Consider the following 24007-nt stretch of genomic DNA (forward strand, 5'->3'; position numbering starts at 1 on the left):
CATGAATCAATATGTCCAAAAGCGGATCGTCGTAACCGGTTGCGGCATAGTCAGTCCCTTGGGGTGCGGAGTCGAGAAGGTATGGCACAGATTGTTGGGTGGCCGCTCGGGCATTGGCTTGCTGCCGGGCAGTGTCAGTGATGGCACCGGTGTTTCAGTCGCAGGCCAGGTGCCGACCCTCGGAGAAGACCCGGTTGCCGGGTATGCCCCGGATAGCGTGATCCCGATGAAAGAGCGCAAGAAGATGGACCGCTTCATCGAGTTCGCGCTCGTCGCTGCTCATGAAGCGCTCGCGCAGGCTGGTTGGCATCCTGACTCCGAGGTGGAACAGCAGCGAACGGCGACCGTCATTGCGTCGGGTGTCGGCGGTTTTGGCGCTATTGCCGACGCTGTGCGTGTCACGGATACACGTGGACCTCGCAGACTGTCGCCATTCACTGCGCCATCTTTTCTGGCGAACATGGCGGCTGGCCAGATTTCCATCCGTTATGGCTTTAAAGGTCCGTTGGGCGCCCCCGTGACTGCCTGCGCAGCCGGCGTGCAAGCCATTGGCGACGCAGCGCGGTTGATCAGAAGCGGTGAGGCCGACATTGCAATCTGCGGTGGTGCCGAGGCCGCCATCGATCGCGTCACGCTGGGGTGCTTTGCTGCGGCTCGTGCGCTTTCCACGAGCTTTACGGGTCGGCCGCAAGAGGCCTCACGCCCGTTTGACCGGGACCGTGACGGTTTCGTCATGGCTGAAGGGGCGGGCCTGCTGGTCATCGAATCACTGGAGCATGCCCTGGCGCGGGGCGCGACGCCGCTTGCGGAACTGACAGGCTACGGCACCAGTGCGGACGCCTATCACCTGACAGCCGGGCCGGAAGACGGTCGCGGTGCGCGCAGAGCAATGGAGCAAGCACTGCATCAAGGTGGCGCAGGGGTTGATGAGGTGCAGCATATCAATGCCCACGCCACCTCGACGCCTGTCGGTGACAAGGGTGAGCTGGCTGCCATTCGCTCATTGTTCGGCACTCGATCAGGCGTCGCCATTAGCTCTACAAAATCGGCCACCGGACATTTGCTGGGTGCGGCCGGCGGAATCGAGGCAGTTTTCACAGTGCTGGCACTGAGAGACCAAATCGTGCCACCCACATTGAACCTCACTCACCCGGACGAGGCTGCCGATGGGCTTGACCTGGTGGCCATGGTCGCCCGAGAGACCCCAATCGTCCACGCCCTTTCAAACGGGTTCGGATTCGGCGGGGTCAATGCCAGCGTTCTTTTTCGGCGCTGGGAAGGCATGCCGTAAGTCGTTTCAGCCTGGAAAGTGCTCTGCAGTGGCCTGACTGCTCACTTGCGCCGCACCCGTGGCGCAAGTCCTGTCAATTGCTGACGAACGCATGCCCAGGCCAGGTGCAGCGCATTACGCAACGCCACCGCATCGGCGCTCATCATGCGTACGGACACGCCGCAATCGTTCGGCAATGCGCTGACGCCCTGGTAGCTATCGGCAACGTCGTGTAACGCTTCGCGCAACGTCCGTTTCAAATCCTCTATCGGCAAACCCTGGCCCACCAGCATGAACGTCGCCAAGGCTTGCCGTTGAGCGCTCACACCAGGCAGTCGGCGTTGCAGGTCTGCGCCGGTCATTGCCAGTCGGTCACCGGCCAGCAGTTTTCCGGCCGGGCTGTAGACCTGCAGATCGGCGCGGTAAAAGTCGGGCAACCCTTCGCTGCCTGGAGGTGTGTGCAGGCAGAATGCGTCGCACAGCAACACTCTTGCGCCGGGGTGCAGCGTTACGTTTACCTGGCTATGCAGCCGCGTCTGTGGAAACAGAATGGTGGCCATCGGCAGGTACTCCAGCAGTGCATCGGCTTCGGCGACCAGCGTCACGGTCTGCTGCGCCGACTGCTCAAGCATGCTGTGCGCGACCGTCGCAGCGCCGGTGCTGACGTGCACTTGTGTGCCTGGCCCTGCGTGCAGACGCAGGTGCAGTTGTTCCCCGGCGAACAGGCCTCCCGAGCACGACTGCAGGTAGACCGCCGCCATGCCGGGCGGGTCTTGTGGCAGGGTCAGGTTACGGCCCAGATGGAAGGGGTAGCCGACTTCCTGACGAGACACATAACTGGCCCCGGAAGGCGCCTTGCTGAAAGCAATATGCGCCGTGCTTTTTGCCTGTGCGGGCAGTGACGATTGATGGGCGTTCATGTGCGGTCGAACAACACGGCACGGCTTATCGCTTCAACCACCGCGTCGACGCCTTCGCCGGTATTGCAGTTGGTAAACAGCACCGGCTGGCCGTTGCGCGCCTGCGCCGACTCGCGCCGCATGCGCGGCAGGTCGACCCCCACATAGGGTGCCAGGTCGTATTTATTGACCACCAGCAGGTCGCAGCTCAGCACGCCGGGTCCGCGTTTGCGCGGGATATCGTCACCGCCTGCGACATCGATGACGAAAATCCAGTAGTCCACCAGATCCAGCGAAAAGGTCGAGGCCAGGTTGTCGCCGCCGGATTCGATCAGCACCAGATCGAGATTGCCGAAGCGCGCCTCCAGCTCATCGGCCATTTGCAGGTTGAGGGTCGGGTCTTCACGAATGGCCGTGTGCGGGCAGGCACCGGTTTCCACCGCACGAACCCGCTGAGGATCGATCAGGCCGCTGCGCTGCACACGCTCGGCATCCTCGCGGGTCGCAAGGTCATTGGTGATGATCGCCAGCTCGGTGCCGCGCGCAATGAAGCGCGGGATCAGTTGTTCCAGCAGACGTGTCTTGCCCGAGCCGACCGGCCCGCCGATACCGACGCGCGCTGCGCCGGGATGAGGTTGGGCGTCGGTGTGCGGGGCGGATGCATTCAGAGGCAGGCTCATGTCGGGGTTCCTGTGCGGGAGGGTTTCAACGCAGCATGTAGCGTTGCGCAAGTGGCACTTCGCTGACCGGCTCGCAGTGCAGGCGCTCGCCGTCGGCATACACATCGAAGGTCTGCGGGTCGACGCGGATGTCCGGGCAGGCATCGTTGTGCAGCATGTCGGACTTGCGCAGGGTGCGAGTGCCGAACGCGGGCAGCAGTTGCTTCTTGAGCCCCAGGCGTGTGGCGGTGTCGGCCTCGACGGCAAGACGGTTGACGAAGTTGACTGACAGCGCCTGTTTGGCCTCGCCAAATGCGCCCCATTGCGGACGCATCACCAAGGGCTCGCAGGTGTACAGCGAGGCGGCGGAATCACCCATCACGGCGTGCACGATGAAGCCGCCCTTGACCACCAGCTCCGGCTTGATGCCGAAGAAGGCCGGCCGCCAGAGCACCAGGTCGGCCAGCTTGCCGGGCTCCAGAGAGCCGATGTAGCTGTCGATGCCGAATACCCGCGCGGCGTTGATGGTGTATTTGGCGATGTAACGCTTGATCCGTTCGTTGTCGCCCAGTGCCGTGGTTTCTTCCGGTAGGCGACCGCGCTGGTCTTTCATTTTCGACGCCAGTTGCCAGGTCCGGCAGATCACCTCATTGATACGGCCCATGCCCTGGCTGTCGGAGCCCAGGATCGAAATGGCGCCGGTGTCGTGCAGGATGTCCTCGGCAGCGATGGTCTGCGGGCGCACCCGCGATTCGGCGAACGCCACGTCTTCCGGCACGTCCGGATTGAGGTGGTGGCAGACCATGATCATGTCCAGGTGCTCGTCGAACGTGTTCACGGTGTAGGGGTTGGTCGGGTTGGTCGAGGAGGGGATGCAGTTGCTTTTGCCAGCGACGCTGATGATGTCCGGCGCATGCCCGCCGCCTGCGCCTTCGGTGTGGTACATGTGAATGGTGCGGTCACCGATCGCCGCCAGCGTGTCTTCGAGAAACCCGGATTCGTTGAGGGTGTCGGTGTGCAACTGAACCTGAAAATCGTATTCGTCGGCGACTTTCAGGCAGGTGTCGATCACCGCCGGCATGGCGCCCCAGTCCTCGTGGATCTTCAGCCCCAGGCAACCGCCACGCAGTTGCCCGAGCAGCGATTCAGGCTTGCTGGAATTGCCGCGCCCCAGAAAACCGAAGTTGATCGGCCAGGCTTCGGCGGCCTGCAACATTTTGCCGACGTTCCATTCCCCGCCACAGTCGATGCCTACCGTGATCGGCCCCAGCGAGCCGCCGATCAGTGTGGTCAGACCTGCCGCCAGCGCGTGATCGCAGAGTTGCGCCGAGTCGAAATGTACATGCACGTCAATACCGCCGGGGGTCACGATCAAGCCCTCGGCATCGCGTACGGTCGTGGCGACGCCGCAAATCAGTTGCGGGTGCACCCCGTCCATGATCTGCGGGTTGCCGGCCTTGCCAATGGCGACGATCTTGCCGTCCTTGATACCGATGTCGCCTTTGACGATGCCGATCACCGGGTCAATGATCAGCGCGTTGCAGATCAGCATGTCCAGGGCCCCGTCAGCGCTGTCGTGCCCGGGCATCAGGCCCATGCCGTCACGCAGCGTCTTGCCACCACCGTGCAGACACTCATCGCCAGGCACCGAGTGGTCGAACTCGACTTCGGCCAGCAACGAGGTGTCACCCAGGCGCACGGCATCGCCGGTCGTGGGGCCGTACATGGCGGCGTATTCCTTGCGCGTCATCGTTGCCATGCCTCAGGCTCCTTTGAAGAGTTGGGCGCGGGCACGCTCCAGCGCTGCGAGCTTGCAGGCCGGATCGTGCAGGTTGCCATTGGTCAGGCCACTGAAGCCGTGGATGTCGCCAGTTCCGCCAAACTGCACCAGTTGCACTTCGCGCAGCTCGCCGGGTTCGAAGCGCACCGCCGTGCCTGCGGGAATATCCAGGTGCATGCCGAAGGCACGTTCACGCGGGAAATCCAGCGCCTTGTTGACTTCGAAAAAGTGATAGTGACTGCCGATCTGCACCGGTCGGTCGCCGGTATTGATCGCGCGCAGGGTGGCGGTCGGCCGGTCGCCATTCAGGTGGATATCGCCGTCAGGTGAAAGAATCTCTCCCGGTATCGGCATGACCGCCAGCGGCAGTCGGCCCGGCCGGATCGGTTGATGCACGGTGACCAGTTTGGTGCCATCCGGAAACGTGCCCTCGACCTGCAGCACCGGCAGCAGGTCGGCGACCCCAGGCATCACGTCATCGGTGTTGAGGATCGTCGAGCCGAACCCGATCAGCTCGGCAACACTTCGGCCTTCGCGTGCGCCTTCAAGAATCTCGTCGGCAATCAGGGCCGAGGCTTCCGGGAAATTCAGGCGCAGGCCCTTGCTGCGGCGTTTGCGTGACAGCTCGGCGGCGGTGTACAGCGTGAGTCGTTCAAGTTCGGTAGGGGTCAGCAACATGAGGGGGCTCCAGAGCTGTCAGTAGAGGGCCGGTTCAATTGGCAAACAGGCGCAGGTCCTGGGTTTCGTGGCGCATCACGGCGATTTCGGCCATGGGTGTGAAGCCGCACGCGTCGTCTGGCTCAGGCGGTTCCTGCGCCAGCAGTTCGGTGATCAGCGGTTGAATATCGGTCAGCACCCGTTGCGCATCGATGTGGCCCATGACCCCGAGGCGTACGGCGGCGCTGACCAGCCCGGTGCACAAGGCGTGTGCGGCAGCCAGTTGGCAGTGATCGCGGTGCATGCCCAGGTGATTCCAGAGCAGGCCCTGCACCACGGGCAGATGGCCCGGTGTGTGGCCTGCCAGAATCTGCTGTTGATAGGACGCCGCGCCCGATGTGCCCAGCGCGACATGCACGCCCAGCAATGCCTGGCCGACACGTCGTGAGCCCTGGCGCAGTTCCTCGGCCAGGGTCAGTGCTTCGATCTGAGTGTCCAGAGCCATCAACGCCGGCTGGTCATCGGCCGCGTGCCAGGCGGCGAGCAGAAACACTCGATCAAAACTGTTCCAGCGATGGCGCAATTGGCCCTCGACGAAGCCATGTACCTCGGCACTGCGGCTATGGCGAACCGTTCGTTGCCGGCGTCGTGGCGCGACGATTTCGCCGTGACCGAGGTGTCCGTCAGCGACCAGCGTTTCCAGACCCCATGACCACGCCACCGCACCGCCGGGAAAGAAACTGTCGGCCTGCTGCAGGGCCAGCAACAGGCTGCTCGAGGCGTTCATGCGCGCTGCACCCGGCCGTCCGCGAGCATGGGCGCCAGACGCTCGAGGTAGTCAGCTTCCGGGCCGTTGAGCGGGATCTGCAAGGTGTCTCCGGCAAAGCGCACTGCCCAGTGCATGTTGCCGGCGAAATAACCCAGTTCCAGCGCGGCCGCCGCATCGCGTGGTTGCAGGTCGAGGTATTGCTGATCCTGCATTTGCACGACGATGGCGCGTTGACTGTCGAGCATCAGCACCGAGCCGTTGCGCAGGTGTTGGTGACGTTCCAGACGAATCGCGCAGTCGGTGCCCCGATCACTGGTCAGGCGCAGGCGATGGCGCTGAATGTCACTGCCGGACAGGCTCAGGGTTTCGACCTGACCGGCATGGCTCAGGTCATGCAGGCGGTCGGCGAGGGCCGGGTCGCTGGCCTGGCCCAGAATGCGGTCGAGTATCAGCATGGCGATGGCTCCCGTACGTTGTTCAGATTGTCAGGTAGCGCAGGATGCGCTCGCGGTCGACGGTTTCGCGGACTTCGCTGTGCACGAATTCGCCTTTTTCGATGATCAGGTAACGGTCTGCCACCGCCATGGCGAACGACAGCACCTGCTCGGAAACAATCAGCGAAAACCCGCGTTCCTTTTTCAGCAGGTTGAGGGCTTTGGCGATGTCCTTGATGATCGACGGCTGGATGCCTTCGGTGGGCTCATCGAGGATCAACACCTTGGGGTTGGAAACCAGCGCCCGGGCGATGGCCAGCTGTTGCTGCTGACCGCCGGACAGGTTGCCGCCCTTGCGTCGGCGCATCTCGAACAGCACCGGGAAGTATTCGAAGATGTAGTCGGGAATCGGCGCTGCGGGCGCACCCTGCATGCCGGTGAGGATGTTTTCCTCGACACTCAGGTAGGGGAAGATCATCCGCCCCTGAGGCACGAAACCGACCCCGGCGGCGACACGCTCGTAACTCTTGCTGCCGGTCAGTTCCTGCCCGGCCAGGGTGATGCTGCCGCTGCGCGTCGGCAACATGCCGACCAGGCTTCTGAGCAGTGTGGTCTTGCCCATGCCGTTGCGGCCCATGACCGCGAGTGACTCGCCTGTCGCCAGCTCCAGGCTGAGGTCACGTAACACGTGACTGTCGCCGTAATACACGTTGAGGTGAGAGACATTCAGCATGTTCAGTGCCCCAGGTAGACGTCGATGACGCGAGGATCGTTCTGCACCTGATCCATCGAGCCGTAGGCCAGGGTCTTGCCCTGATGCAGGACGGTGACCTTGTCAGCCACCGATTTCACGAACTCCATGTCGTGCTCGATGATCACCATCGCGCGACCCTTGGCGATGAGCTTGAGCAGGCCAGCGGTTTTCTCCCGCTCGCCTGCGCTCATGCCGGCGACGGGCTCGTCGAGCAGCAGCAGTTCCGGGCGCTGCATCAACAGCATGCCGATCTCCAGCCACTGTTTCTGGCCGTGGGACAATAGCCCGGCCTTGCGTCCCAGCTGGTCCTTGAGAAAGATCATTTCGGCGGTCTGATCGATTTCGGCATTCAGCGCTGCGTTCTTCCCGGCGAACAGGCAGTTGAAGATGCCGCGCTTGTCCGGCGAGGAAATGTCGAGGTTTTCACGCACGGTGAGGTCTTCGTAGACCGACGGGTTCTGAAACTTGCGGCCCACGCCAGCGCGGGTTATCTGGTACTCGATCATGTTGGCCAGTTGCAGGTCCTTGAAGCGGATGCTGCCGGCACTCGGGCGGGTCTTGCCGCAGATCATGTCGAGCAGGGTGGTCTTGCCCGCGCCATTGGGCCCGATCACCACATGCACCTGGTTTTCCTCGACATAGAAATTGAGGTTGTCGACCGCCTTGAAGCCGTCGAATGACACGGTCAGGTCTTCGACACTCAGTAACATCGCGCTCATGACTGCGCCTCCTTGTTGCTCAGGCGCTGCAGCAGTCCGGCCAGCCCTGTGGGCAGGAACAGCACGACGGCCATGAACAGGAAACCGATGAAGTACTGCCAGAAACTGACGAAGTTTTCCGACAGCCAGGTTTTGGCCGTGCCGATCAACAGCGTGCCGTACACCGCACCCACCAGCGAGAGGCGTCCACCCAGCGCGGCGTAGATGACGATCTCGGTGGACGGAATGATGCCCACCAGCGAGGGCGACGCCAGGCCGACCTGCAAGGTGAACATCACCCCGCCCAGCGCGGAAATCAGTGCGGCCACGGCAAAAATGAAGGCCTTGAACAGCGCAGTGTTGTAACCGGAGAAACGCACCCGGTCTTCGCGATCACGGATTGCCACGATCACCTTGCCCAGGCGGCTGCGCAGAATGAACCCGCACATCGCGACGCTGGCCAGCAGCAACAGTGTGGTGATCAGGTAGAGAATCCAGGGCGTCTGGGGCGTCTGCAGGCTCAGGCCGAAGGCGGTCTTGAAATCGGTCAGGCCGTTGACGCCGCCGGTGTAGCCCTGTTGGCCGATGATCATGATCGACATGATCGAGGCCAGTGACAGGGTAATGATCGAGAAGTACACGCCGCCCACGCGTTTTTTGAAGTAGGCATAACTGAACAGAAACGCCAGCAGTGCAGGCAGGATCAGGATCGCGGCCAGGGTAAAGGTCGCCGACTCGAACGGTTTCCACCACCAGGGCAGGGCTTCGACGCTGTTCCAGATCATGAAGTCCGGCAGTGCCGAACCGTAGAAAGCGGCGAGGGCGCTGGCCGCTTCATCCGTGGCGGTGGCTTCGAGTTTGAGGTACATCGCCATCATGTAGCTGCCCAGGCCGAAGAAAATCCCCTGACCGAGGCTGAGGATGCCGCCGTAGCCCCAGATCATCACCATGCCCACTGCGCAGAACGCCAGGCTCAGGTATTTGCCGGCCAGCCCGAGGCGAAAATCCCCCAGTATCAGTGGCAACGCCACCAGCAACAGCAGCGACAGCCAGATCAGGCTGTAGCGCTCGATCAGCGTCAACCAGCCACCCGCTGGCTTGCCTGCGCCCGGCACTGTGGCCTGCGGCCGCAGCGTCGGCTTTTCAGTCATGTCATTCATCTCAACGTCTCACTTTCGTGGCGAACAGGCCGTTGGGGCGGAAGAACAGCAGCACGATGACCACCAGCAGGGTGATCGCCTTGGCCATGGAGCCGGTGGTGAGGTATTCCAGCGAAACCTGGGTCTGGCCGATGGCGAACGCCGAAAGGAAGGTGCCCAGCAGGCTTTCCACGCCGCCGAACACGACGACGATGAAGGTGTCCACCAGGTACTGCTGACCGCTGACCGGGCCTGTGGAGGCGAGCATGGTGAATGAACTGCCGGCAATGCCTGCCAGTCCGCAGCCCAGCGCGAAGGTCACCGAGTCGACCCGCGCGGTGTTGATCCCGGCTGCACCGGCCATGGCGCGGTTCTGGGTCACGGCGCGAATGCGCAGGCCCCAGCGACTGCGGTAGAGGAACAGGAACACCGCAGCGGCAATCACGAAGGTCAGACCAATGATGAAAATCCGGTTGAGGGGCAGCTCCAGCCCGTCGCTGATTTTCCATGCGCCCTGCAACCACTGCACGGTGGGCACGCTGACTTCCTTGGGGCCGAAGACCTGGCGAAACAGCTGCTGAAGGACCAGAGACAGCCCCCAGGTCGCCAGCAGGGTGTCGAGCGGTCGGTTGTACATGAAGCGAATGAAGCAGCGTTCCAGCAGTAGACCGAAGGCAAAGGTCACCACAAAGGCCATCCCGATGCCGATGATGAAATACCAGCCCATGAGCTCCGGAAAGTAGCGCTGAAACACCACGGAGGTGACGTAGGTCATGTATGAGCCCATCGCCATCAGTTCGCCGTGCGCCATGTTGATCACGCCCATCAGGCCGAACACGATGGTCAGCCCGAGTGCCATCAGCACCAGCACGGAAAACAGCGAGAACCCGCTGAAGACTTGCATTACCAGCGTATCGAGAGTCATGCCGTCGCTACCTGTTGCTGCACATTGACGAAAGCGGGCGCGAAGCGGATCGCGCCCGTGCCGGGATCAGAGTTTCGGAAAGGGGTTGGGCTCGATCGGTGCCGACTCGTAGATCACGTCGACCTGGCCCTGCGCATTGAGGGTGCCGATGCGCGCACGCTTCCACAGGTGGTGGTTGTCCTTGTGCACCTTGATCTCGCCTTCGGGCGCATCGAGGGTCAGTTCCGAGGACGCGGCGATTACTTTCGGCACGTCGAAACTGCCTGCTTTCTCGACGGCCTTTTTCCACAGGTACACTGCGGTATACGCCGCAGCCATCGGGTCACCGACGACGCGCTGCTGCCCGTAGCGTGTTTTGAACGCCTGGACGAACTTCTCGTTGACCGGGTTTTTCAGGCTCTGGAAATAGCTCATGCAGGTCAGGAAGCCAACGAGGTTCTCCGCACCGATGCCGGTGACTTCCTCTTCGGTGATCGCCAGCCCCATCAGCGTCTGGTTACTGCTGTCGATACCCGCGGCCTTGAGCTGTTTGTAAAACGCCACGTTGGAGCCGCCGACGATGGTCGACAGCACGATGTCCGGCTTGGCCGCCTTGATCTTGTTGATCACCGAGGAAAACTCGATGGCCCCCAGCGGCAGATAGTCTTCGCCGACGATGGAGCCGCCCTGTTTGGTCACCGATGCCCGTGCCAGTTTGTTGGTGGTGCGTGGCCAGATGTAGTCGGAACCGACCAGATAGACGCTTTTGCCCTTGTTGGCCATCAGCCAGGTGACGGCGGCAAGGGTCTGCTGCGAGGCTTCGGCACCGGTGTAGATAATGGCCGGGGATTTCTCCAGCCCTTCATAGAAGGTCGGGTAGTAGAGCAGGCCCTTGTTGCGCTCGAAGACTGGCAGCACCGCTTTGCGCGAGGCCGAGGTGAACGCGCCAAAGGTGACTGCGACGTGGTCGTTTTCCAGCAGCTTGCGTGCCTTCTCGGCGAAGGTCGGCCAGTCGCTGGCACCGTCCTCGACGATTGGCTCGATGGTTTTGCCCATCACGCCGCCACTGGCGTTGATCTCTTCGATGGCGAGTTTTTCTGCGTCGACCACCGAGGCTTCACTGATGGCCATGGTGCCGGTCAGCGAGTGGATGATGCCGACTTTCACAGTCTCGTCCGCCTGCGCCTGACCGATCAGGGAAAACGGCAGCAGGCTGATCGCACCCAGCAACAGAGCATGCTTGATCAAACGGCGTTTGTCGTTGTGCATTCACTTATCTCCCAGGAATGAAAAAAGCCCGACGTCCCGGCCAAATCAATGGGCGGGAGGTCAGGCTTTTGTGCCGAATCTGGCGGGACAACTGCGTCCGATCCAGTCGTACGCGAGGTGTCTCCCTACTTGCCGAGAGGGGCGTAGGGCAAACAGCTGGCGCGATGTCTCAGGAGGAACTTAGCAAGGGCAATGCCAACTGGCGAAACGGCTGTTGGCGCGCGTTTCGAAACCCTGAGGCAGAGCATCCCTGCATTAATTGCACGCACACACCGACATGCGCCGCTTTGGCGCGAACAGGGCTCTAGCGCACCAAAAGCGTGAGGCGGAAGACGCTTTTTTTTTCGCGATGTGTACTCATGCATAGGCTGAGATATTTTGCTTTGCAGGAGCGAACTAGTTCGCGAAAGCAATGTTCGAGGCAACATAAACCCCATGAATGCATGGCCGTCTTCGCCATCGAATTCGCTTCTCCCCGACGCGCCGCGTCACGTATGGCCCGCTCCCTGCATGAGCCTGCCCGACACCCTCGCAGGGTCTCTTGCCACACGCCCATTCTCGGCAAGTGTGGAAGGCCCCTCGCACGACTGGTCCTGACACTGCCGTCACGCCAGCCCCAGGCACAACCGCCTGAGAGCCACCGTTGAATCCACGGTTATTCGCTCAGTCTTCTTTTCAGGCTCCCGGCCACCTGCGGGCGTCTCATCTCACGTGAAAGGTTTATAGGCATGACTGACCCGTCGATCCGCATAGGAGGTCTGTTTTCCAATACCGGCGTCACCGCTGCCGGTGAGTGTTCAACAATGCGCGGCGCACAGTTTGCAATTCATCAGATCAATGCCGCCGGGGGCGTGAATGGCCGTCCTCTGGAACTGATCACCCGCAACCCGGATTCCACGCCTGCGCTGTTTGCCATGCATGTTGAATCGCTGATTCGCGAAGAGAATCTGCGGTTTTTCTTCGGTTGCTACACCTCGGCGGCGCGCAAGGCGGTATTGCCTGTCGTCGAACGCTACAACGCATTGCTGCTTTATCCGGTGTACTACGAGGGCTTCGAGTATTCGCGCAACATCATCTACACCGGCGCTACGCCGAATCACAATGCGGTGCCACTGGGCAGCTACATGTTCGATCACTTCGGCAGTCGCGTGCTGATGATCGGCTCCGAGTACGTCTACCCCTACGAAACCAACCGGTTGATGAGCGACCTGCTTTACGAGCGGGGCGGCAGCAAGCTGGGTGAGTACTACTTGCCACTGAAAAACGCCAGGGCAGAGGACTTCGCCAGGCTCATGGTCAAAGCTCGGGAACTGAAACCCTCGTTCATTTTTTCGACAGTGGTCGGCGACACCATGGCCCACTTGTATCAGGCCTACGCTGATGCCGGTTTCGACCCTGCGGTCATGCCGATTGCCAGTGTCACTACCAGCGAAACCGACATTCAGCAGATGGGCGTCCATCTGGGCACCGGGCACATTTCGGCAGCGACCTATTTCCAGTCGATCGACACGCCGCTCAATCGCCAGTGCATTGCCCAGTATCGGGAAATGTTTGGCCAGCATCAGGTGACCGACCGCTGTTGGGAGGCCGCTTACTTTCAGGTCCATCTGCTGGCCAAGGCGATCGCCCGTGCAGGCAGTACCGAAGTGGAGAGTGTGTTGCAGACCATGCGCGGTCTGGAATACGACGCGCCTCAGGGACGGGTGCGTATCGATGAACACAATCACCATACCTACCTGTACTCGCGGATCGGCCGTGCCAATGCCGACGGGCAGTTCGACATCCTTTACGAAAGTCAGAAAGCGCTGAAGCCCGATCCTTATGCGGTGGCGCCTGACTTCAATGGCTGGTCCAGCCTGACCGGGAGGCGTCCATGACCCTGCGTGCCGCCAAGAAACGTTTGCGCAACGACAGCGCAGGCGGCATCAAGGACCTGCGCGATATCAGCGTGCTGGTGATGCATCCCGATGACGAAGACGGTCGCAACCTGATCGCTCAGTTGCAGCGCATTGGTTGTCAGGTGCGGGTGCAATGGCCGATTCCCGAGCGTCTGCACAGCGAGGCTGACGTAATCGTACTGGCGGTATCGCCGGAAAGCCTGTCGACCAACACACCCTGGCTGCTGCACAGTTCGACACCACCGATCATTCCGGTGATCGCCTATGAAAACCCGATCATTGTCGAGGCGCTGGTGCAGCTCAACGCCTGCTCGGTGATTCCGTCGCCGGTCCGCTCGTTCGGCCTGCTGACCGCTCTGGCCATCACCCTCAGCCAGGCCCGCAAGACGCGGGAAAGGGAAAAGCATGTCAAGCGCCTGGAAGGGCGCATGGCGGTTATGCGTACCGTGCAGCAGGCCAAGATCATCCTGATGGAAACCAAGGGCCTGTCTGAAACGGACGCCTATAACGCGTTGCGTGATCAGGCGATGGCCAAGCGCGAGCCGGTGGAAAAAATCGCCGAGGCGCTGGTCAAGGCCCATGAACTGTTTCAACAAGCCTGTTCCTGACAGGTTGCAGACAAGCTTCGAGTATCGGGCGCCACGCCTGATCCTCTTCTGCGTGGACGGTTGCCATACGCCCTGAACCGGCAGGTATGGAACACCGCGTGGCGACCGGCGTGGACAACGACGTCCTCCGGATCGAGCCCAGGCCTGTGCGCCCCTGCGCAGGCGGCTCCAGTCAATGACTGCCTGAACCCGGGCTGTCCTTACCGTTATCTGGAGAACACCATGTCCGTAAAACGCCCCAGCAAAGCCGACTTTCTGATTGCCGCCCAGGACCATGGCTACGACCTGTCAGACAGCCAGATGGAGTCGTTCCTCAGTCTTGCAGACGAAACCCTGGGTTCCTACGAAGCCATTGATGCCCTGTACGCTGCCCATGTCGCCCAGCCTGCGCCGTTGCGCGAACACAGCAAACCGGCTGCCGCCGAGAACCCGTACGGTGCCTGGTACGTCAAGACTCACATCACCGGTGCTGCCAGTGGCCCGTTGGCGGGCAGAACGGTGGTCATCAAGGACAACGTCTCAGTGGCCGGCGTACCGATGGCCAACGGCTCACTGAGCCTTGACGGTTACGTGCCGTCCGAAGACGCCACGGTGGTCAAGCGTCTGCTGGCCGCCGGAGCGACGGTCATTGGCAAGTCGGTGTGCGAAGACCTGTGTTTCTCCGGCGCCAGTTTTACCTCGGCCACCGGCGCGGTGAAAAACCCCTGGGACCTGACCCGCAACGCCGGCGGTTCATCCAGCGGCAGTGCCGTGCTGGTCGCTCTGCAGGAAGTGGACATGGCCATCGGTGGCGATCAGGGTGGATCGATCCGCATGCCGTCGGCGTGGAGCGGCATCGTCGGACACAAGCCCACCTATAGCCTGGTGCCTTACACCGGCGCCTTCCCGATTGAACGGACCATCGACCATGTCGGCCCGATGGCCAATAACGTGCGCGACTGCGCAATCATGCTCGATGTGATCGCCGGCGCCGACGGGCTCGACTCAAGGCAGAAAAACCCGCCAGTCGTCAGTTGCGTCGCGACCCTCGATCAAGGCGTTGCGGGCCTGAAAATAGGCCTGCTGAGTGAAGGCTTCGCGATTCCCGGCATGTCCGAGCCGCAGGTTGACGCACTGGTTCGCGCCGCCGTGGCTCAGCTGGAAAGTCTCGGTGCGACGGTCGGTGACGCCAGTGCGCCGTGGCACCGCGGGGTGGCGCTGGACATGTGGAATGTCATCGCCACCGATGGCGCGGCGTACCAGATGCTGCAAGGCAACGGTTATGGCATGAATGTCGACGGCTATTACGACCCCGAGATCATGAGTTACTTCGGCGCCAAGCGTCGCGAACACGCCAATGCGTTATCCAGCAGCGTGCGTGCCGTGGCGCTGACCGGGCATTACAGCCTGAAAAACCTGCACGGTGCGTACTACGCCAAGGCGCGGATGCTGGTGCCAGAGCTGACCCGTCAATACGATGAAGCCTTCAAGCAGTTCGACGTGCTGGTCATGCCGACCATGCCGTTCGTGGCCACCACGCTGACCGCCGCCGACGCGCCAATCGAAGAGTACGTGCACAGCGCGTTGAACATGCTGGCCAACACCGCACCGTTCGACCTGACCGGCCACCCGGCCACGTCGATACCTGCCGGTCTGGCCGACGGACTGCCGGTCGCCATGATGATCGTCGCGCCGCGCTTCAAGGATGCCCTGGCGTTGCGTGTCGCGCAGGCTTATGAAACCGCTCGCGGAGCGTTTCCAACGCCGCCGGGTGTTTGAGTTCAGCGTTTGAACGGGGGCATACATTACTCGAGGTGAGTGTGTATGCACCCGTGACACCTCCACACTTCGCGCCTTGTACAGCAAATCGGTTGCGGATAACGCACTGGCGACCTGTACGTCATCCCCGACCTTGGTTATCAGCACCTCACGGCCAGGTCTACGCCTTGCTCAAGTACCTGATCGGGTCGCAACGAACAAATATTGATCCTGGGCAAAACCTGCACGTCTACAGTATTTCAAGGTGACGAAAATAATTGATATGTCGGTGATCCGGCCGATATAGGCCTACGTATGCAGCGCTCTGTTTACCCACGTCTTCTAGAACAGGAGTTCCATGGATCCACGTCTTGCTGGACTTTCCTTTTTGCTGACCCTGGGCTGGACTGGCGCCGTGATTCTCGTCATCTGGTTTTACTCTTGATGGCGGCGAGGTGTTCAAAGCGGGTAAAGGCGTGATGCACGAAGCGCTCTTGGCCGACCACCGGCTGGGCCAAAGGATACGTATCTGTGTAGTGGCGACCCGCCGGCCCTAAAGCTGTTCCAATTGATGCCGATGTTAATGCTGTAGCTATATGCCAACTGGGATCAGTCGTTCCATCGGCGCTGATGAACTGACGGTTTGCGCTATGGACGGCATTGAAAAAGACGATTAACCGGCTTGACCGGCAGCCTCCATAGTCCGCACATCGGTGTGTCTGACAGGGCTCGCAGAGACCGGGGCTTTATAACAATACTTCCACAGATGCTTACTCGCAGAGTACTTCCACATGTCGACCACAATTGAAAGCACCTACAGGGAACGGGCCGGGCTGGAACTTGATCTTCACTCGCTGTTGACGGCCATTGACCGTTCCCAGGCGATGATCGAGTTCGATCTTGAAGGCAATATCCTGCGGGCCAATACCAATTTTCTGGATTGCGTCGGTTATCGGCTGGATGAGGTCCAGAGTCGGCATCACCGTATGTTCTGCACGCCGGAATATGCGTCCAGCGTCGAATACGCGACGTTTTGGGAAAAACTGGGCAAGGGCGCTTTCGACGAAGGGCAGTACAAGCGCCTGGGCAAGAACGGGCGCGAGATCTGGTTGCAGGCCACTTATAACCCGGTGTTTGACGAGCAAGGCAATCCGTTCAAGGTGGTGAAGTTCGCCACGGACGTGACTGCGCAGCGCAAGTCCAATTCCGAGTACGAAGGCAAGGTTGCGGCCATCGATCGCTCGCAGGGTGTCATCGAATTCGACCTTAACGGTCGCGTGCTCACCGCCAACGAAAACTTTCTCAAGGTCCTGGGTTATCGTCTGGACGAGATTCAGGGTCAGCACCATCGCATGTTCTGCGAAGACGACTACCTGAACAGTCCGGCCTATCGTGCCTTCTGGGCCAAGCTCGAACGTGGCGAGTATGACTCCGGCGAATACAAGCGCATCGGCAAGAACGGTCGCGAGTTGTGGATCAGCGCCACTTACAACCCGATATTCGACCCGGATGGTCGTCCTTACAAGGTCGTGAAGTTCGCCAACGATGTGACCGAGAGCCGCATTCGTCAGGCTGAGTCCGCGGGCAAGGTGACAGCCATCGAACGTTCTCAGGCGGTGATCGAATTCGATCTGACGGGCAAGGTGCTGCATGCCAACCGCAATTTTCTGGCGGTATTTGGCTACGAGCTCGATGAAATCGTCGGCGAGCACCACCGCATGTTCTGCTCCGAGGAATTTGTCAGCAGCCTGCAGTATCGTGAGCTCTGGGAGAAGCTGGGGCGCGGCGAGTACGACGCCAACGAATACAAGCGCAAGCGCAAGGACGGTAAGGAGATCTGGATTCAGGCCACCTACAACCCGATTTTCGATGCGCAGGGCAAACCCTACAAGATCGTCAAATTCGCGCTCGACGTGACTGTGGCCAAGGAAACCAGCGTCGAGGACCAGGGCAAGGTGAATGCCATCGACCGCGCCCAGGCCGTCATCGAATTCGACATGGCCGGCAACATCATCACCGCCAATGCCAACTTCCTCAAAGCGCTGGGTTATGGCCTTCAGGAAATCAAAGGCAAGCACCACCGTATCTTCTGTGAGGAAGAATACGTGCGCGGCACCGAGTACCGTGAATTCTGGCACGGGCTGGGGCAGGGCGAGTTCTACTCCGGGCGCTTCATGCGCGTCAGCAAATATGGGCAGAAAATCTGGATTCAGGCGACGTACAGCCCGATTTTCGACCACGACGGCTTGCCGTTCAAAGTGGTGAAATTCGCCACTGACATTACCCTTCAGGTCGAGATGGAACAGGCGATAGAGGCCAAGACCCGCGCCATGGGCGAGTCGGTGAAAGCACTGATGAATGCCATTTCCTATGTGGCACAGAGTACCGAGACGGCCACCGATCTGGCCAGAATGACGCGTGAGCAGGCCAGCACCGGTTCGCAGACGCTGGTCAAGGCCTCCGACGCGATGGACATGATTGCCAAGTCCGCCGAGGGTATTCAGGACATTATTCAGGTGATCAGCGAGATCGCCAGTCAGACCAACATGCTGGCCTTCAACGCGGCTATCGAAGCGGCCAGGGCCGGTGAACATGGCCTGGGCTTTTCGGTAGTCGCCGACGAGGTGCGCAAGCTGGCCGAGAAGTCTTCGCGTGCGACCAAGGAAATCAACAAGCTGATTCTGGAAACGGTCAGCCGGATCGAGTCGGGCAACGAGATTTCGCGCAGTGCCGGCGAAGCTTTCGAACACATCGTGGAAGGCGTGATGCAGACCACTCAGGCGATTGACGGGATCAACACGGCGACAGAGAAGCAACGTCTGTCGGCGCAGGAAGTCGAGGCACTGATCGTCGAGCTGCACAAAGCCAACCTGACCGGCTACACCCAGACTCTGGACAAGGTATCCATCGGACAACCTGCATGAGCAGCCTGAATGCCTATGGCGTCGTGCAGATCAACGGTGTGTATCTGGCGGTGGTTGCCGATGCGTTGATGGAGGCCGTGCACTGGCCCGCTGATCTGCATCCCCATCCATTGACACGGGGAGCGCTGCGTGGGGTGTTTACCTTGCGTGGCAAACCGGTGCCATTGGTCGACCTGCGGGCTCAATTGGCGGAGGGCGGCGATATGTCTTCGCCGACGCCACTGGTGGCGATTCTCAAGTACGGCGGTGGATACCTCGGGCTGGCGATTGACGCTGTGTGCGACATTCTCAAGGCCCGTGATTCTCAGTTCAGTCCACTGGGACCAGCGGGCAGCGGTGTCGGCTTGCTGCCCTCTCTGCTGCTCGGCGCCGAAGAGTCGCGGATGATCTACAAGCTTGACCTCGACTTCATGAGTGGTTTGCCAGGCGTGATGTTCGCTGCCGATCCGAGCGCGCAAGTGCTCAAGGACGAGGCACTGGCCGCCAAGGGCCGCTTGCTGCATTACCTGGTGTTTGAGTGCGACGGCCGCAACTTCTGTATCGATGCGAGCGTTGTGACCGAGTTGGTGGACGATCCCGAGATCACGGCGTCGGATTTTGCCAGTGACTGCTGCTTCGGCGTCACCTCGGTGCGTGGCACCAAGGTCCCGGCGCTCAACCTGTCAGAAGTGCTTGGCCTGGACCACCAGCGCCAGACGTCCAAGCCGCAGTTGCTGCTGTTGACTGCGCCGGACGGGCGGGTGTGCGGGTTTGGCTACGACCGCATGGTCGCCATTCAGCGTCAGGATCCGGACAGCCTGTTGGCGGCACCGCATTATGGCCTGCCGCACCCAGAGCTGCTGGCCGGGGTCATGAACCTGGAAGAGGGGCAGCAGGCCTTGTTGCTCGATCATCCGATGCTGTTGCAGCGCCCGGAAGTCAAAAGCTACACCCAGGTTTACCAGCACGACGTCAAACCTGCCCAGGCCTCGCACGATGTGACCAAGGCCATGCTGCGCCACGCCTGCCTGCTGTTCGATGCGCCGACCCGCTTCGTGGCACCGTTGAGCCAGATCGTGGAGATCATGAGCATGCCGCAGCAATTGATCGGCCTGTCGCAGCCGGAAACGCATTTGCTGGGACAGTTCAATCTGCGCGGCGAACAGGTGCCGCTGATCTGCCTGAGCAGTCTGCTGGGCGAAGGCGCACAGGTCCAGGGCGAAGCGTCGCGTGTATTGATCGTGCGTGGCGAGCGGCTGTGCTTCGGTTTTGCAGTGAACCGCGTCGATGCGATCGACGCGTTCAATCAGTTCGATCCGGCCATGCTGGAACAAGGCTGGCAAGCCAGTACTGGCAAGGGCATTTCGGTCAATGACCGGGTCCGCTCGCTGGTCAGCGTCGGCAGTCAGGAGCGCAGTTGGCGTGCGACCCTGCTTGATCTGCAGGGCCTGGCCCGACAGTTGGAATGCAACGTTGATCAGCGCCGCAGTGTGCAATCAGTCTGAACCGAATGCTCCGCGCGTGGCCTTATTTGAGTGTTCACCAGCGGAGTCAACGACCATGACTGACAAGAAAGACGAGAAAAAACCGGAACCGCAAAGCGACGTGCCCGCGCACTCGACGCCCGAAGAAAAGGAACGCCTGAAAGACTTCAACAAGGACGGCATCCCGCCTGGGGTTTGCTGACCGCTGTTGAATGCTTTTCTTAAACGCCCGGCCCACACAGGCCGGGCGTTTTCGTGTCAGGCCTTTGTGCTTCAATCGCCGCCTTTGGCGAAGTCCAGCAGCCCGGCACCCTCCATCCGGTAGCGAACCCATTCACTTTGCGGCGCAGCGCCGATCGCTTCGTAGAACTTGATGGCTGGCTCGTTCCAGTCCAGCACGCTCCACTCCAGGCGACCACAATCGTTGGCTACCGCTTCGCGAGCGATATGTCGAAGCAGTGCGCGTCCGGCGCCGATGCTGCGCTTCTCAGGAGTGATGTACAGGTCTTCCAGATACACGCCGTTGCGTCCCAGCCAGGTCGAGTAACTGTAGAAATAAACGGCATAGCCAACGGGCTGGCCGTCATGCAGGCACATCAGCGCCCTGGCCGGTGCGTTGTCGGCGAACAGGCTGCGTTGAATGTCGTTGGTACTGGCCTTGACCTCATGCCCTGCGCGTTCATAGATGGCAAGTTCGGTAATGAACGTCAGAATCTGACTGGCATCAGAGGCAGTGGCTGGACGGATTTCGAGGGACACGGAGGGCAATCCTTGGCTAATGGGCGCAGCATGATAGCCGCACTCGCCAGGCGCTCGATAGTCAGGCGTCACGCAGCAGGTCGTTGGCGTTGAGCAACTGATAGGCGATCTGTGGACGTGCTTCCAGGGCGCGGCGGATGGCGGCAGGTATCGATTGACGCGTCTTGCGACACAGCCCGACCTTTTCCTCGACGACAATGCTGATGCCGCGCATGGTGCGCACTTCATTGAAGCCCGGAGCGACGTCGACACGCACGCCCAGTTGCTGGAAAATCTTGCGCTGCATGTGCTCCAGATCTTCCAGACTTTCGATACGCTCCAGGCGATCCAGCAGGGTTTTTTCTGCGTCGCGGGACAGCAGCAGAATCCGCAGGTCTGCACCTTCCGCATCCAGCAGCTCGCGCTTGCAGTCGCAAGCGCCGGGCGGACAGGGGTTACGGATTTTCAGAGGGGCGTTCATGGGCGCAGCATAACGACTGACAAGGGCGTCTGACCATACCTCCGTGCGTGTCCGCAGCGCACGTAAAAGTCCGTCCACTGCGATATTCGCGCCGCCTCGCCGAGGCCTTACAGGTGCCGGATCAATTCGGCCATTTCATCTCGCCCTTGATGACTTTTGCACTCATCTCCAGCGAAGCCGGTTCGGCCAGTTGCGGCCAGGCTTTGTGCATGGCGTCGATCAGGGTGGTGGAATCCTTGGCTTTGGCGGCCTGTTCTTCGAAGGACTTCAGGTAGTCGGCGGTGAATGTCACAGCCTGGGTGCCTGACGGAATCTTGCCCAGGTAATGACCCGGAATTACGGTGGCCGGTTTCAGCGCCTCGATGCCTTTGAGTGTCGCGAGCCAGTCCTGACGCGATTTCGCGCTTTGCGTGTCAGCGACCCAGACATGGATGCCGCTGGAGACCACGACACCGCCAACCACTGCCTTGAGGGAGGGAATCCATACGTAACTGCGCTCGGGTGCCGGGCCGTTAAGGCCTTTGATCTGCAATGGTTGGCCTTCAAGCGCCAGGTGGTCGTCCTTGAGCTCTTCCGGCACAACCAGGCTGGTTGGCGCATTGTCCTTGAGAATCGGGCCCCAATAGGCGAGTTTGCCCTGCATCGAAACCTTGATCGCCTTCACGGTAGGCGCGCTGGCGACGATCTTCGCTTCGGGGAACGCGGCTTTGATGACGTCCAGACCGAAGTAGTAGTCCGGGTCGCTGTCGCTGATGTAGACGGTGGTGAGTTGCTTGCCGCTGGCCTTGATCTTTTGCACCAGTGCCTCGGCGTCGTTGCGCTGGAACTGCGCATCGATGAGCACCGCGTCATGCTTGCCGGTGATCAGTTCGGATGAAACCGGGAAGACGGCTTTTTCAGCCGGGTTGTATACCTCGATCGCCAAGGGAGCGGCGGCCTGGGCTGCGAGAGGGAACAGAGCGGCGAAGGACAGGGCAAGCAGGGATTTGCGCGGCATGGGATACGACCTTTGTTTGGACAGGGCTGAGGTCGTTATCTTAGGTTGCCTCAAGTGAAACAAAAGCCTCAGTATTGGCAACTATTGATTGCTTATATCGGACGAATTGTGGATCGGATCATAGCTGCACGGGTATTCATCGCCATCAACGAGAGGGGCAGCCTTATCGCCGCTGCCGAGGCGCTGGATATGTCTAGGGCCATGGTCACGCGTTATCTGGCGCAGATGGAGCGCTGGGCCGGAGCGCGACTGCTGCACCGGACCACGCGCAAGCTCGGCTTGACCGCCCCAGGGCAAGTGACCTTGTTGCGGTGTCAGCAACTGGTCGAGCTGGCCGACGCGGTGCCACTGGCAGCCGATACGCAAGTCGACGAGCCACGCGGCATGCTGCGTATCGCCTGTTCGCAGTCACTGGCCCAGGCCGTTCTGGCACCCGCGGTGACGGCTTACCTGCAACGCTATCCCGACACCTCGGCAGACCTGATTATCGGTAACGAGGCCGTGGATCTGGTCAGCGAGCGAATCGATCTGGCGATCCGCATCACCAATCAGTTGGACCCCAATGTCATTGCCCGTCCGCTGGGGCAGTGCGCTTCGGTGGTGTGTGCTTCTCCAGCCTATCTCGCCGTGCACGGCACACCGTCCAGGCCACAGGAACTGTCTGCTCACAACTGCCTGACCTATTCGTACTTCGGCAAAAGCCTGTGGGAGTTTACCCGCCAGCAGATGCCGCTCAGTGTGCCGGTCGGCGGCAACCTCAGTGCCAACGATTCAGTGGTGCTGCTGGAGGCCGCAGTGGCTGGCGCCGGTGTCAGCCTGCAACCGGTGCATTCGGCGGCGCCGCTGGTGGCGAGCGGCAAGCTGATCGCCCTGATGCCGGAGTACCAGTCACGGGCTTTGGGGATACACGCGATCTACACCTCAAGGCACCATCAGTCGGCAACGCTGCGCACTTTTCTGGATTTTCTGACTGAATGGTTTGAGAGGGGTGGAGATTAGATCTCCTGCTGTGGACAGGACTCAGAGCGTCCAGAACACGCGGAGCATGGGCACGATAGGAAGACACAGACGCCCATCGTTCCTCACGCTCCGCATAGGCAGGATCAGGTCTTGAACTTGCGCACCAGGCCGTCCAGCTCGCTTGACAGGATCTCCAGGCTTCTGGAATCCGCGCGGGCCGAGTCCGAGAGTTCGGCGATCAACTGGGCGTCGCCATGGATCTGGCTGATGTGCCGGTTGATGTCTTCGGCCACCTGATGCTGCTCCTCGGCAGCGGTTGCGATCTGGGTGTTCATGTCGCGAATCACATCCACTGACTCACGAATCTGCCCGAAGCTGCTGCGTGCCTGCCCGATCTTGGTCACCGATTGCTGCGATACGTCGAGGCTGGCATGCATCTGTTGCGCCACCGAGGCAGTGCGTTTGGCCAGGTTGCCCAGCAGGCTGTCGATTTCTGCGGTCGAGTCCGAGGTGCGTTTGGCCAGTGCGCGGACTTCGTCGGCTACGACGGCGAAGCCGCGCCCCTGTTCGCCTGCACGTGCTGCTTCGATGGCCGCGTTGAGGGCCAGCAGGTTGGTCTGCTCGGCAATCGAACGGATGGTATTGAGGATCGACTGAATGCCTGCGCTGTCCTTTTCCAGTTGCGTCATGTCCTTGGCCGAGCGGGTGAGTTCTTCGCTGAGCTGGTCGACGCTGCGCACCGCATCATCGATCTGCCGCTGACCTTCACGCGCCTGTTGCTGGCCGCTGTCGGCCGAGTCTGCGGCCTGGCTGCAGGAACGGGCGACTTCATTGGAGGTGGCGACCATTTCATGAAACGCCGTGGAGACCATGTCCACCGCTTCGCGCTGCCGGCCAGCAGCTTCGGCCATGTCGTTGGAGACACGCGTCGAGCTGTGTGAGGCTTCGAGAATCTTCCCGGCCGCCTGA

Annotated in this window: 23 protein-coding genes; 8 read left to right on the top strand and 15 right to left on the bottom strand. The window is 60.9% G+C overall.

Annotated elements, in window-relative coordinates:
• Position 1 precedes the first annotated feature (1 nt).
• The gene (fabF, locus tag BT119_RS02880) at positions 2–1291 is read left to right on the top strand and encodes a beta-ketoacyl-ACP synthase II (protein ID WP_060707639.1); all 1290 of its coding nucleotides are present in this window, start codon (positions 2–4) and stop codon (positions 1289–1291) included.
• A 41-nt stretch (positions 1292–1332) separates the two neighbouring features.
• On the opposite strand, the gene BT119_RS02885 is transcribed toward fabF, so the two are convergent.
• The 11 genes from BT119_RS02885 to urtA form a co-directional block, all read right to left on the bottom strand.
• Positions 1333–2190 (bottom strand): urease accessory protein UreD, encoded by an 858-nt coding sequence (locus tag BT119_RS02885; RefSeq protein ID WP_072364732.1) that lies wholly within the window; start codon positions 2188–2190, stop codon positions 1333–1335.
• Positions 2187–2849, bottom strand: coding sequence for an urease accessory protein UreG (gene ureG / locus BT119_RS02890; RefSeq protein ID WP_003367054.1), 663 nt, complete (start codon positions 2847–2849; stop codon positions 2187–2189). Before ureG ends, BT119_RS02885 begins: the two co-directional genes overlap by 4 nt.
• Positions 2850–2874: 25 nt before the next feature.
• Entirely contained in the window at positions 2875–4587 is a 1713-nt protein-coding gene (gene ureC, locus BT119_RS02895) for an urease subunit alpha (RefSeq protein WP_003367057.1), read from the bottom strand.
• A 3-nt stretch (positions 4588–4590) separates the two neighbouring features.
• Positions 4591–5286 carry an urease subunit beta gene (locus tag BT119_RS02900; RefSeq protein WP_054081847.1) on the bottom strand — a complete coding sequence of 232 codons (696 nt, stop codon included), beginning with the start codon at positions 5284–5286 and terminating at the stop codon, positions 4591–4593.
• Between the two features lie 34 nt (positions 5287–5320).
• Entirely contained in the window at positions 5321–6052 is a 732-nt protein-coding gene (locus BT119_RS02905) for an urease accessory protein UreF (RefSeq protein ID WP_003367062.1), read from the bottom strand.
• Positions 6049–6489, bottom strand: coding sequence for an urease accessory protein UreE (gene ureE / locus BT119_RS02910; RefSeq protein WP_003367064.1), 441 nt, complete (start codon positions 6487–6489; stop codon positions 6049–6051). Before ureE ends, BT119_RS02905 begins: the two co-directional genes overlap by 4 nt.
• A gap of 22 nt (positions 6490–6511) precedes the next feature.
• Positions 6512–7201, bottom strand: coding sequence for an urea ABC transporter ATP-binding subunit UrtE (urtE, locus tag BT119_RS02915; RefSeq protein ID WP_003367065.1), 690 nt, complete (start codon positions 7199–7201; stop codon positions 6512–6514).
• 2 nt (positions 7202–7203) lie between these two features.
• On the bottom strand, positions 7204–7941 hold the full coding sequence (urtD, locus tag BT119_RS02920) for an urea ABC transporter ATP-binding protein UrtD (protein ID WP_003367067.1): 738 nt from the start codon (positions 7939–7941) through the stop codon (positions 7204–7206).
• Positions 7938–9080, bottom strand: coding sequence for an urea ABC transporter permease subunit UrtC (gene urtC, locus BT119_RS02925; RefSeq protein ID WP_003432974.1), 1143 nt, complete (start codon positions 9078–9080; stop codon positions 7938–7940). The genes urtD and urtC overlap by 4 nt, the downstream gene beginning before the upstream one ends.
• 1 nt (position 9081) lies before the next feature.
• Positions 9082–9984 carry an urea ABC transporter permease subunit UrtB gene (gene urtB / locus BT119_RS02930; protein ID WP_003432973.1) on the bottom strand — a complete coding sequence of 301 codons (903 nt, stop codon included), beginning with the start codon at positions 9982–9984 and terminating at the stop codon, positions 9082–9084.
• Between the two features lie 66 nt (positions 9985–10050).
• The gene (urtA, locus tag BT119_RS02935) at positions 10051–11232 is read right to left on the bottom strand and encodes an urea ABC transporter substrate-binding protein (protein WP_016567925.1); all 1182 of its coding nucleotides are present in this window, start codon (positions 11230–11232) and stop codon (positions 10051–10053) included.
• A 728-nt stretch (positions 11233–11960) separates the two neighbouring features.
• Here urtA and BT119_RS02945 point away from each other — a divergent pair.
• From BT119_RS02945 to BT119_RS27420, 6 genes are all read left to right on the top strand, one after another.
• Entirely contained in the window at positions 11961–13109 is a 1149-nt protein-coding gene (locus BT119_RS02945) for a transporter substrate-binding domain-containing protein (RefSeq protein WP_004412535.1), read from the top strand.
• Positions 13106–13738, top strand: a complete 633-nt coding sequence (locus BT119_RS02950) for an ANTAR domain-containing response regulator (RefSeq protein WP_003367076.1) — start codon at positions 13106–13108, stop codon at positions 13736–13738. The genes BT119_RS02945 and BT119_RS02950 overlap by 4 nt, the downstream gene beginning before the upstream one ends.
• A 222-nt stretch (positions 13739–13960) precedes the next feature.
• Positions 13961–15496, top strand: a complete 1536-nt coding sequence (locus BT119_RS02955; RefSeq protein ID WP_072364734.1) for an amidase — start codon at positions 13961–13963, stop codon at positions 15494–15496.
• Positions 15497–16266: 770 nt separating this feature from the next.
• On the top strand, positions 16267–18399 hold the full coding sequence (locus tag BT119_RS02960) for a methyl-accepting chemotaxis protein (protein ID WP_072364736.1): 2133 nt from the start codon (positions 16267–16269) through the stop codon (positions 18397–18399).
• Positions 18396–19883 carry a chemotaxis protein CheW gene (locus BT119_RS02965; protein ID WP_044308321.1) on the top strand — a complete coding sequence of 496 codons (1488 nt, stop codon included), beginning with the start codon at positions 18396–18398 and terminating at the stop codon, positions 19881–19883. The genes BT119_RS02960 and BT119_RS02965 overlap by 4 nt, the downstream gene beginning before the upstream one ends.
• Before the next feature lie 55 nt (positions 19884–19938).
• Entirely contained in the window at positions 19939–20064 is a 126-nt protein-coding gene (locus BT119_RS27420; protein ID WP_003315538.1) for a hypothetical protein, read from the top strand.
• Positions 20065–20135: 71 nt separating this feature from the next.
• On the opposite strand, the gene BT119_RS02975 is transcribed toward BT119_RS27420, so the two are convergent.
• The 3 genes from BT119_RS02975 to BT119_RS02985 all read right to left on the bottom strand — a co-directional run bounded on the left by BT119_RS02975 (position 20136) and on the right by BT119_RS02985 (position 22078).
• On the bottom strand, positions 20136–20621 hold the full coding sequence (locus BT119_RS02975; RefSeq protein ID WP_072364738.1) for a GNAT family N-acetyltransferase: 486 nt from the start codon (positions 20619–20621) through the stop codon (positions 20136–20138).
• A gap of 61 nt (positions 20622–20682) precedes the next feature.
• Positions 20683–21081, bottom strand: a complete 399-nt coding sequence (locus BT119_RS02980; RefSeq protein ID WP_003367095.1) for a hypothetical protein — start codon at positions 21079–21081, stop codon at positions 20683–20685.
• Positions 21082–21202: 121 nt separating this feature from the next.
• The gene (locus BT119_RS02985) at positions 21203–22078 is read right to left on the bottom strand and encodes an MBL fold metallo-hydrolase (protein WP_072364740.1); all 876 of its coding nucleotides are present in this window, start codon (positions 22076–22078) and stop codon (positions 21203–21205) included.
• A 108-nt stretch (positions 22079–22186) separates the two neighbouring features.
• Between BT119_RS02985 and BT119_RS02990 the strand changes: the two genes are divergently transcribed.
• Positions 22187–23077, top strand: a complete 891-nt coding sequence (locus BT119_RS02990) for a LysR family transcriptional regulator (RefSeq protein ID WP_256573016.1) — start codon at positions 22187–22189, stop codon at positions 23075–23077.
• Positions 23078–23181: 104 nt separating this feature from the next.
• On the opposite strand, the gene BT119_RS27670 is transcribed toward BT119_RS02990, so the two are convergent.
• Positions 23182–23949, bottom strand: a complete 768-nt coding sequence (locus BT119_RS27670) for a methyl-accepting chemotaxis protein (protein WP_371857159.1) — start codon at positions 23947–23949, stop codon at positions 23182–23184.
• Between the last annotated feature and the right edge of the window lie 58 nt (positions 23950–24007).

This window comes from Pseudomonas sp. NFACC10-1, assembly GCF_900119195.1.
In the GTDB taxonomy this organism is placed as follows: Bacteria; Pseudomonadota; Gammaproteobacteria; order Pseudomonadales; family Pseudomonadaceae; genus Aquipseudomonas; species Aquipseudomonas cerasi.